The following is an 11945-nucleotide window of genomic DNA, read 5'->3' on the forward strand; positions in this document are numbered from 1 at the left end:
GAAGCTGGCTATGGTTAAATTGGCAGTCGGATGCAGAACTCGGTGCCGCGACCAACAGTTGACTCAACTTCGATATTTCCCTGATGTTTTTCTACGACGATTTGACGGGCAATAGCTAACCCTAACCCCGTCCCTTTCCCCACAGCTTTGGTGGTAAATAAATGGTCGAATATTTTGGATTTGACTTCTTCCGTCATGCCTTTACCATTATCAGCAATCCGAATCTCTACCTGGTTATCTACTAAAGAGGTTTGAATGGTAATTTGATTGGGACTTGCCTTAATCTCTGCCAAACTCCGTCCCAGATTTGATTCCTCTAACGCATCGATCGCATTAGCGAGAATATTCATAAATACCTGATTTAATTGACCGGGAAAACAATCAATTTGAGGTAAATTACCGTAGTTAGTCACCACTTCAATCGCCGGACGCTGTTCGTTCGCTTTCAGGCGATGTTTGAGAATTAAGAGCGTGCTGTCAATCCCTTCGTGAAGATTAAATGGCACTTTATATTCTCGATCGGCACGGGAGAAAGTTCTTAAACTGGTACTAATTCCTTTGATGCGCTCGCAACCTACCTGCATCGAAAACAGCATTTTCGGTAAATCTTCTAGCAAATATTCAATCTCTAATTCTTCAGCTTTTTTAGTAATTTCTTCACCAGGATTGGGAAATTTTTCTTGATAGAGTTGGAGGAATTCAGTCAGGTCTTTAACCGCCGTGAGTGCTTCTTTAACATTGCCAGAAATAAACCCAACCGGATTGTTGATTTCATGTGCTACTCCTGCCACTAGATTACCCAGTGCTGACATTTTTTCGCTTTGGACAATTTGCAATTGGGCTTGTTGTAAATCTTGCAGTGCTTGTTGAGCTTGTTGGTAAAGTCGGGCATTTTCTAATGAGATAGCAGCTTGAGTGCAAAGTAGATTCAGGATTTCCACGCGCTCGCTGGTAAACGCAGCCTTGGCTAAACTATTTTCTAGATATAAAATGCCCAGTAATTTACCTTGATGCAAAATTGGGCTGCACAAGATACTTTGAGGATGCTGACGGATAATATAGGGGTCATTGGCAAAGGTATTATCTGCGGTTGCATCCAGCAGTACCACAGTTTGTTGGTTGTGTTTGACCTTGTAAATGAGCTTATGGGGAATGTCTTGGCTGGATTCAATGGCAAGACTTTGCAATACAATGGGTTTTGTTTCTTGGGTAATTGCGCCTTGAATTAGTAAACGATCGTCTTGCCACAGCATTAATACGCATTTATCAGCCCCAGCATTTTCGATGACAATAGAAAGTAACGATGACAGGAGTTTTTCTAGTTCGATTTCCCCAGAGATCGTTTGAGATGCTTTGAGAATTGCTTTTAAATCCAGGGTATCTGAGATACTGGTGCTGCTGGATGTAGCGGCACGGGTAGATGTCACTGTCACCAAAGGAACAATAGTTTCGCGAGTAGAAAGAACCGAATGACTTGGCTGTAATATGGGGGCGAGTAATTGGGGATAGCGTTTTTCTAAGTCTGCTACTTTCGCTTTTGCTCCCCAACGGGCATAGCAGTAGTAAGCTTCAATTATGTATCCTTTAGCTATGCGCTCTTTGCCCCAATCGAGATAAAACCGAGCAGCAAGTTCATTAGCAAGTGCTTCTTCTTGAATATAGCCATTTTCTTGAGCCAAAGAAATCGCCAATTCATAATTATTGATTGCTTCTAAATATTGACCTATAACTCGATTTCGCTCTGCTTCGACTAAATAATATTTATGCAGATGATTCTTCGGATTATGGCTTGTCCATACTTTCATACTATTCTGATTGGCAGCCACTTGTTGTAGAATCTCTTCTTGCTCCGATTGGGAAAGTTTAGGAAATACAGCCAACCAAGTTAGAGCAGTATAAAAATAAAACACCGGAACGCTAAATGTTCCTTTGCCACCATCCAAATAACTTTGGGCAGATTCGATATATTCAAATGCTAGTTCAAATTCGGCAAACAAGTAACATAAAATTAATTTATTACAAAAGAAGTTCCATAGCCATGTTTTGTCTTTTATTTCCTGATATTTTGCTAGCAGCTCTTGTTCCTTATAAGTTCCTTTAAATAACACCACTGGGCTGGATGTTTGACCCAGTAAGTTAAGAACTACTTGTAGATAAATATCAGTATAGCTTAGCTGCGTTTGCAGATTAAATTGCTCTAAAATTTTTTGATAATCAGTAATTTTTTGTTCTAGTTTGGATAATTCATATCCCATGTAATAAATGTAAAATACATAACCATAAGCAGCATAACCTAATTCCATTAAACTGCCATTTTCCCAACCACTAGCATAAGCATTTTCTACTATTTTCAAGGCTTCTTTGATGTGCTGCTTCCAATGAATTATAAAATAAGATGTACTAAAAAATAGTCTGGATTCAATCTCTTTATTTTTCAATTTAGATAATAAATCTAAAGATAATTGACCAAATTCATAACCGCGTTCAATATCGCCAGCAATAGCGCAAAGAAATAATCCATAGCTGGAGTAGCATAACGGAGAAATAGGTGAATTTCCATGAATAATTGATAGATTTATCTGGGTCATAACGATAAAAGAATGGAGATTTGGTTTAGCCAAATACACAGGGACAGATATTTCATTAAGAATTTGCATAACTGCTAGCATTTGTGGGTCTTTCATCTCTGGCAAATTGAGCAAATCCGCAGGTTTTCTGTTACCCATAAGAGTTTGCGTTTCTTGACTTGCACGAGCAATATCTTCTAAAGTTGGCGATTCAGGTAAATCAATTGCAAGTTTCTTTAAGATAGTCAATCCAATGTTAATAGCTTTGAGTAGCTGACCTTGGGAAGTGTAAAGCATAATTCTCACAGCATAAACTTTAATTGTATCTAATGCTGTTTTTGCATATTGAAGTAAAATTTCTGCTAGGATTTCTACGTCATCTATATCTGTGTTTAGATAAGCTGCTTCCATTGCTTCTACATACAATGCCAGTGTCAAGTTATACTGACTTTCCCAGCGATCGCTTGCCAATAAATTACGCCCAATTGTAAAGTATTTGACTGCCGCGCTATAAGCAGTAGAATTTTTGGCTTTGCAGCCAGCGATTAAATTTAATTTGGCTAATTTTTCTCTATCTGTTGGCTGCTTAATTAGTTCCACAGCCACATTAATTTGATTAACGATTTCAAAAATTCGTTCTTCTTTTTCGCTCTCAGATATGCTCTTTAGTAGCAGTTGACCAATTTGATAATGAGTGGTTTTCTTTTCTGCCTCTGGAATTAGAGAATAAGCTGCTTGCTGCACTCGATCGTGCAAAAATTTATATTTAACAGTCTCTTGATTTTCTGATATATATGTTGGATTTTCTCGCCCAACATAAAATTTATAAATCTCGCCAATTGGTAAAACCAACCCTTCTTGTAATGCTTTCCATAAAGCAGCAGCAGTCTCAATTTGAGATTGTTGCGAAACAATTGCCAAAGTTGCCAAATCAAAAGAGTTGCCAATGCAAGCTGCTAGCTGCAACATCTGTTGAGTTGATGGCTGGAGTTTGCGTAATTGAGAACTCATAAAAGCTACAATGTCATCTGTCACTGCTTGAGTTCTTACTTGCGCGATATCGCATTGCCAGCAGCCTAATTCAAAATCAAATTGAATCAGTCCATCTTGATACAATGCTTTCAGAAACTGGGTGGTAAAAAAAGGATTGCCTTGAGTTTTTTGATATATTAATCTAGAAAGATTATCTGCTATATCTTCTGAAGATTTGAGCGTGTCAGCAATTAATTTATTGACTTGCGATTGACTAAGTGGCGCTAAAGTAATCGTATTAATTGTTGCTTGTGTCTTTTGAATATCGCTCAAGGTCAAAATTAATGGGTGTCCTGGTGAAACTTCGTTATCGCGATATGCACCCATGATGAAAAGATGACCTGTATCAGCCATTAGTAGCTGCATTAACTTGAGCGAGGCTGAATCAGCCCATTGCAAATCATCGAGAAACATCACTAAGGGATGTTCTGCATTGCTAAAGACTTGGGTAAATTTTTGAAATAATAAGTTAAATCTATTTTGCGCCGCCGTTCCTGATAATTCTTCTGCTGCTGGTTGCGAACCAATAATGCGCTCTAATTCAGGAATTACTTCAATGATTACCTGTCCGTTGTCGCCAACAGCAGCTAATATTTTATGTTTCCATTGTTGAATTTGGGCATCGCTTTCGCTCAACAATTGTCCCATTAAATCCCGAAAGGCTTGCACAAAGGCACTGAAGGGAATATTCCGTTGAAATTGGTCGTATTTACCTTTAATAAAGTAGCCCCGTTGTCTAACGATTGGTTTATGCACCTCGTTAACAACGACAGTTTTCCCAATTCCCGAAAACCCAGCTACTAGCATCATTTCGGTTGCGCCATGACTGACTCTTTCAAATGCTTCTAGTAGGGTTTGTACTTCCGCATCTCTGCCATAAAGTTTATCGGGGATGATGAAACGATCGCACAGATCCTGTTGTGCAATTGGAAAAGTTTCAATTTTTCCTTTTGTTTGTAATTGCTGCCAGCATTGTTCTAGATCCCATTTCAGTCCTAATGCGCTTTGATAGCGGTCTTCAGCATTTTTTGCCATTAATTTAGAGACGATTTCTGATAAAACGGCAGGGATTTCTGGATTGATTTCATTCACTAATTTGGGCGGTTTAGCAATGTGACAATGTACTAACTCCATTGGGTCGTTTGATTGAAACGGTAACTCTCCCGTCAGTAATTCATAAAAAGTCACGCCTAATGAATAAAAATCTGTCCGGTAATCAATACCCCGATTCATTCGGCCAGTTTGTTCGGGAGAAATATAAGCTAATGTGCCTTCGAGTACATTGGGGTTGACTAGGGTTTGGGTTTCTCTCGGTAGCAGTGAAGCAATACTAAAGTCGATTAATTTAACTTCTTTAGTGTGGGGATTAATCAAAATGTTGCTGGGTTTGATATCTTTGTGGATTACCCGTTCTCGATACAACAGATTTAGGGCATCGCACAGAATTAGGGCAATAGAGAAAAACTCTGGCAGCAACTGCGCTGGTAATTTTTCTCGCAATTTGAAATAATTAGATAAAGCAACTCCTCCGAAATCTTCCATCACCAAGGCATAACCGTTCTGGTATTTTTCTAAACTATAAGTTTGGATAATTAACGGAGAATTCAGATTTTTAGAAATGGTATATTGATTGCGAAATTGCACTAATTCGCTGAAACTGGGATAGGGGTTTTTCAGGAGTTTGATCGCGACTGGTAGCGAGTCCGCCTCGCGTTCACCGCGATAAACTAAAGTTCTCGAACCGTTATATAATTCTGTTTTGAGTTGATATCCTGTCAGATTCATGATGATTTCCCCGTTACTTACTGGTTTGGTTCTTTGGCTTGAAGTTGTTGCTGATTTGAGAAGATAGCTATGGTTAAATTGGCAGTCGGATGCAGAACTCGGTGCCGCGACCAACTGTTGATTCGACTTCGATACTCCCTTGATGTTTTTCGATGATTATTTTTTCTTTCCCAATGTCAAGAAGATTGAATGTGAGGCGTATTTTTGGTAAATCTCCTATACATTATTCCTGCTATATCGAAATTTTTTGTAATCGTATATCGATCTCGAAATAAGATTGCTTTATTAAACGTGAGTCGCAGTAAGTTATCAATTACAGTTGATGTTTCAGTATTTTGGGATTCTGCAAATAAACGATATACGAGAGTAAAATTACCCGTACAAATTTCTTCTGTTAGAAAATATTTGCCTAACAAGTTATGAGGATAGATTAACATTTCTTTCTTGATTACCTGGATCGATCTCTATTATACAAATATACAAAAAATTTGTGAAAAAGTAGTGAATTTACCTGTTTTATAGGGGATTGCAGGCAAACAATGTACAATTTTAATTGATTACCAAATAGTTATTGAGCTATTTAATGTCGATTATTTACCTGCACCTAATTACGCATTTTTAGTTTTGATTGGCAGATAAATTGTAAATGCAGTACCTTCTCCTGGCTGAGAAGCACAATCGATCGAACCGCCATGTTTTTCCACGACGATTTGGCGGGCGATCGCCAATCCCAATCCCGTCCCTTTCCCCACTGCTTTGGTAGTAAATAAATGGTCGAAAATCTTGCTTTTAACTTCCTCTGACATTCCCCGACCATTATCGGCAATCGCGATTTTTACCTGCTCTTTTTCGGCATACGTAGTAATTGTAATCAGGTTAGGTTTGGCTTTGATTTCTGCAAAGCTTCGACCGATATTTGATTCATCTATAGCATCGATAGCATTCGCAATAATATTCATAAAAACCTGATTTATTTGTCCTGGAAAACACTCGATTCGAGGTAAATCACCATAGTTGGTAATCACTTTAATTGCCGGACGTTGCTCGTTCGTTTTGAGACGATGTTTGAGAATTAAAATAGTGCTATCAATACCTTCATGAAGGTTAAATGGTACTTTGTAATCTTGGTCAGAACGCGAGAAAATGCGGAGTGAAGTGCTGATGTTACGGAGGCGATCGCAACCCAATTGCATCGAATCAATAATTTTGGTCACATCTTCAATAAGATATTCTAGATCGATCTCTTCCGCATGGTCGGCAATTTCGGCAGCAGAGGCTTGGGTGCGATACAAATTTAAATGTTCCACTAAGTCTCGCACCGAGGATTTAGTTCCGTTCAAATTGCCGGAAATAAAGCCAACTGGGTTATTAATTTCATGTGCGACACCAGCAACTAAGTTTCCCAATGCTGACATTTTTTCGCTTTGAATCATTTGCAATTGGGTTTGCTGCAAGTCATGTAAAGCTTGTTCTAGCTGTTGGGAATATTGCTGCGATCGCTCGTACAGTCTCGCATTTTCTAGAGAAATAGCTGCTTGAGCGCTGAGTAAATTTAGTAGTTGCACTCGCTCATTATTAAACGCCCCCATTGCTAAATTATTTTCTAGATACAAAACCCCCAGCAACTTTCCTTGATGTAAAATCGGACTACACAAAATACTCTTGGTTTGTTGTTGCTGAATATATGATTCATTAATTAATTGCGGATGAATTGTAGCATCAGAAATTACTACTGGTTTTAAGGAGCGTTTCACGGTATTAATCAACCCCAATGGGATGTCGATCGACTCTTCAACTGGCTGTCGAGTCGTAACTATGGAAAACCGATCGACCTCGGAATTTTCATCGTTATTTAGCTCCAGTTTTGCTAATCCCCGCACCAGTAAATTACCGGATTCGGAAAGCATTAATACGCACTTATCAGCCCCCGCATTTTCGATCTCGATCGAAAGTAATGATGAAAGTAGTTTTTCCAGTTCGATTTCACCTGAGATAGTTTGGGAAGCTTTGAGAATGGTAGCTAAATCGAGAGAATCAGAGATACTGCTAGAGGAACTGGTCGAAGTTACCTTTGCCGTTGCAAAGACAGTTTCATTAACCGAAAGGGTGGAACGCTTCTGCTGAAGGATGGGTGCTAGCAGTTGTGAGTAGCGAGTTTCCAGATTAAGGCATTGACACCGAGCCATCGGTCGCCATCAGGAATTGATACACTACCCCAGGAACGTTATCTACTAGATGATGGAAGCGGGTTTGGGCAATTTTCAATTCATTTAGCGATCGCTCTAGCTGTTGGGCATATTCCTGAGAACGTTGATAAAGGCGGGCATTTTCTAGAGAAATGGCGGCTTGAGCGCAAAGTAGATTCAGGATTTCTACCCGATCGCTCGTAAATACTCCCGTTGCTAAATTATTTTCTAGATATAAAATGCCTAACAACTTCCCTTGGTGTAAAATTGGGCTGCACAAAACACTTTTAGGTTGCTGACGAATAATATAGGAATCGTTGGCTAAAATTGGCTCTGCTGTCGCATCCACTAGCACCGCAGTCTGCTTGTTGTGCTTGACTTTGTAAATTAGCTTGTGGGGAATTTCTTGACTATCTTCCACCGGAATACTCTGCAATACTACTGGGTTTGTTCCCTGAGTAATTGAGCCTTTAATCAGCAGGTGCGAGTCTTGCCACAGCATTAATACGCATTTATCAGCCCCAGCATTTTCAATGACGATTTCAAGCAACGATGACAGGAGTTTTTCTAGTTCGATTTCGCTGGAGATAGTTTGGGAAGCTTTGAGAATGGTAGCTAAATCTAAAGCCACAGAAGCACTACTACTGGATGTAGCGGAACTCGTGTAGGTGACATTTCCCAAAGCAGATATAGTTTCGTGAGTTGAGATAGTCAAACGAGTTTGCTGTAATATGGGAGCGAGTAATTGGGGATAGCGTTGTTCTAAATCTGCTACTTTCGCTTTTGCTCCCCAACGGGCATAACCATAATATGCTTCCTGCATATAACCTGCGGCAACTTTCTCTTTTCCCCAAGCAAGGTAAAATTTGGCGGCTAATTCGTTGGCTAAAGCTTCTTCTTGGATATACCCATTGGCTTTAGCACCGGAAATAGCGCGATCGTAGTAATCTGCGGCTGCATAATTTTGACCCCACACCTGTTGCTTTTCTGCCTCGATTAAATCCACCTTATGTTGGTGATTCATGGGTGCCTGATATGCAAATTGAGCCAGAGTCGTTTGATGGGTTTGGGCAATTGTCAGAATTTCACTTTGCTCCTGTTCTGATTGACTCGGTAAGTATGTCAAATGAGTCAGGGCTGCATAAAAATAGAAAATAGGTACAAAAAATGAGCCTGATACTGCCACTATGTGCGACTGTGCTTGAGCCACATAATTAATTGCATCTCGATAATCACCAAAATAGTAAGCCAGCAATAACTTATAGATATATGCTTCAGCGATAGCTGTTCCATCCCGATCCTGCTGGTGCTGAGGCAGCATCACTGTTTCATTGTAAAAATTTCCAGTTAAACAATGTGGTTGACTAACTATCTCAATAAAATTTTCTGCTGTTTGTTGTCCCAAATTTATATAAGCTTGAGCAGAATATTGTTTAACCTGAGCTAAAGCTACACTATAGATAGCCATATCTTTGACAAAATCACTCAATTCTCCACCGCTAAAAAATCGAGAATTGCTGTGGGTAGCCAAGGAAAAGCCAGCGTGCATAAAATCACCAGTTTCTATCCCTGCATCGAAAGCTATTTTCAAGGTTTGGATTGAGTTATTCAATGGCTCTTTATGGGGTTGGATAAAGTTGCCAAATAGAAACATAACGATGGGCTTAATCTCTGGGGTGTTAAACTTTTCCAGTAAATTTAAAGCAACTTTGCCAAAAGCATAGCCTGTAGCTGGATCTGCTAAGAAGGCAGACATTACTAGTCCGTGCAGGGCATACCCGATAGTTGATGATACTGTATTCCCTGATTGCAGAGATAGACTGACCATCTGAGAACTTAGCAAGGGTAATAAACCAGGCATACCCTGAATCACTGGTGAAAATAAGATACCCATAATGTGCATTGCCGCCTGGGTAATACCATCATTAGTGACTGGTAAATCGACCAATGTTTCTACTGGAATATTTTCCAACTGGGTACTGAGGGTTTGTAGGGCTTTACCAATCTCGGTTTCATTCGCTTCTTCGGGTAGTTCAACTCCCAATTGGCATAAAGCTGTTCTGCCCACAGCGATCGCTTCTAAGACATGACTTTGTAAAGTTTTGGCAGCTATTTGAATTTCGTAAATTTTTACACGATCGAGAACTGTTTGCGCTTGCTGCAATACCAATGCTGCTTGCTGTTCCATCCCCTGAAAGTCGCCATTCAAATAACTGACTTCGGTAGATGTAAGATACAGATTTAAAGTCAATTCATATTGCTCTTGCCAACAGTTGCTTTCTAATAGATTAATTCCTATTTGTAAATAAGTTCTTGCTGCTGGATAGGCTGTAGAATTTCTCGCCTTAACTCCGGCTTGCAAATTGAGTTGAGCTAATTTTTGGCGATCGCTTGGTTGACTAATTAGGCATTTTCCTAAATTCAAATGCCCAACAATATCAAACAATTTTTCCTGCTTTTCTATTTCTGAATAATTCCTTAGTAGTAATTCTCCAATATTGAGATGAGTTGAGGTTTTCTGCTCATCGGAAATCAAAGAATAAGCTGCTTGTTGAACGCGATCGTGTATAAATTTGTAGCCAACAATCTGTAGATTTTCTGATAATTTTACAAAAGTTTTTTGACCAACATAAAACTTATAAACATTACCAATTGGGACAATCAACCCTTCTTGTAATGCTTTCCATAAACAAGCTGCTGTCTCAATTTCGGATTGTTCAGAAACAATTGCTAAAGTGGCTAAATCAAAAGAGTTACCAATACAAGCAGCCAGTTTGATGACTTCTTGAGTTGATGGCGGCAGTTTCCGCAATTGCAGACTCATAAAAGTTACAACGTCATCTGTAACTGATTGCATTGTCACTTCGGAAATATCGCATTGCCAACAGCCTAATTCAAAATCAAATTTAATCAGTCCATCTTGATGTAATGCTTTGAGAAACTGGGTAGCAAAAAATGGATTCCCTTGAGTTTTCTGATAGATTAATCCAGAAAGATTCTCTGCTAAATCTTCTGGACATTTGAGGGTGTCAGCCACTAATTTATTGACTTCTACCTTACTTAACGGTGCTAAAGTAATCGTATTAATTGTCGCTCGTGCCTTTTGAATATCGCTCAAAGTCAACATTAATGGATGTCCTGGGTAGACTTCGTTATCGCGGTAGGCACCAATGATGAAAAGATAACCCGTATCAGCCATTAATAGCTGCATTAAATTCAGAGAAGCTAAATCTGCCCATTGCAAATCATCTAAAAATATCACCAAGGGATGTTCTTTAGTTGTAAAAACTTGGGTGAATTTTTGAAATAATAAGTTAAAGCGATTTTGCGCCGCCGTTCCTGATAATTCTACGGCTGGCGGTTGTTGGCCAATAATGTTTTCTAATTCGGGAATTACTTCAATAATTACTTGCCCGTTTTCACCAACCGCCTCTAATATTTTATGCTTCCATTGTGCTATTTGGACATCGCTTTCGCTCAACAATTGTCCCATTAAATCCCGAAAGGCTTGCACAAAGGCACTGAAGGGAATATTCCGTTGAAATTGGTCGTATTTACCTTTAATAAAGTAGCCCCGTTGTCTAACGATTGGTTTATGCACCTCGTTAACAACGACAGTTTTCCCAATTCCCGAAAACCCAGCTACTAGCATCATTTCGGTGACACCCTGACTGACTCTTTCAAATGCTTCTAGTAGGGTTTGAACTTCCGCATCTCTGCCATAAAGTTTATCGGGGATGAGGAAGCGATCGCACAAATCCCGTTGGGCAATGGGAAAAGTTTCAATTTTTCCTTTTGTTTTTAATTGCTGCCAGCATTGTTCCAAATCCCATTTCAGCCCTAATGCACTTTGATAGCGGTCTTCGGCATTTTTTGCCATTAATTTAGAGACGATTTCTGATAAAACTGCTGGAATTTCTGGATTGATTTCATGCACTAATTTGGGCGGTTTAGCAATGTGACAATGGACTAACTCCATCGGTTCGTTTGCTTGAAACGGTAACTCTCCAGTTAGTATTTCGTAAAAAGTTACACCTAATGAATAAAAATCTGTTCGGTAATCAATGCCCCGATTCATTCGACCAGTTTGTTCGGGAGAAATATAAGCTAATGTGCCTTCGAGTACATTGGGGTTGACTAGGGTTTGGGTTTCTCTCGGTAATAATGAGGCAATACTGAAGTCGATTAATTTAACTTCTTTGGTGTGGGGATTAATCAAAATGTTGCTGGGTTTGATATCTTTATGGATTACCCGTTCTCGATACAACAGATTTAGGGCATCGCACAGAATTAGGGCAATAGAGAAAAACTCTGGCAGCAACTGCGCTGGTAATTTTTCTCGCAATTTGAAATAATTAGATAAAGCAACTCCTCC

General features: G+C 39.3%; 2 protein-coding genes and 1 pseudogene. All 3 read right to left on the minus strand.

Features of this window, described 5'->3' with window-relative positions:
• Nucleotides 1–14 precede the first annotated feature (14 nt).
• A complete protein-coding gene (locus H6G03_RS35310) occupies nucleotides 15–5384 on the minus strand; it encodes a trifunctional serine/threonine-protein kinase/ATP-binding protein/sensor histidine kinase (protein ID WP_190475280.1) in 5370 nt (1789 codons plus the stop codon).
• Nucleotides 5385–5992: 608 nt separating this feature from the next.
• Nucleotides 5993–7567: pseudogene (locus tag H6G03_RS35315) on the minus strand (GAF domain-containing sensor histidine kinase); the annotation flags it as partial.
• Complete coding sequence (locus tag H6G03_RS35320; RefSeq protein ID WP_322112031.1) at nucleotides 7548–11915, minus strand: ATP-binding protein; 4368 nt, start codon at nucleotides 11913–11915, stop codon at nucleotides 7548–7550. The gene H6G03_RS35320 and the pseudogene H6G03_RS35315, both read right to left, overlap by 20 nt.
• Nucleotides 11916–11945: the final 30 nt, after the last annotated feature.

Source organism: Aerosakkonema funiforme FACHB-1375 (assembly GCF_014696265.1).
In the GTDB taxonomy this organism is placed as follows: domain Bacteria; phylum Cyanobacteriota; class Cyanobacteriia; order Cyanobacteriales; family Aerosakkonemataceae; genus Aerosakkonema; species Aerosakkonema funiforme_A.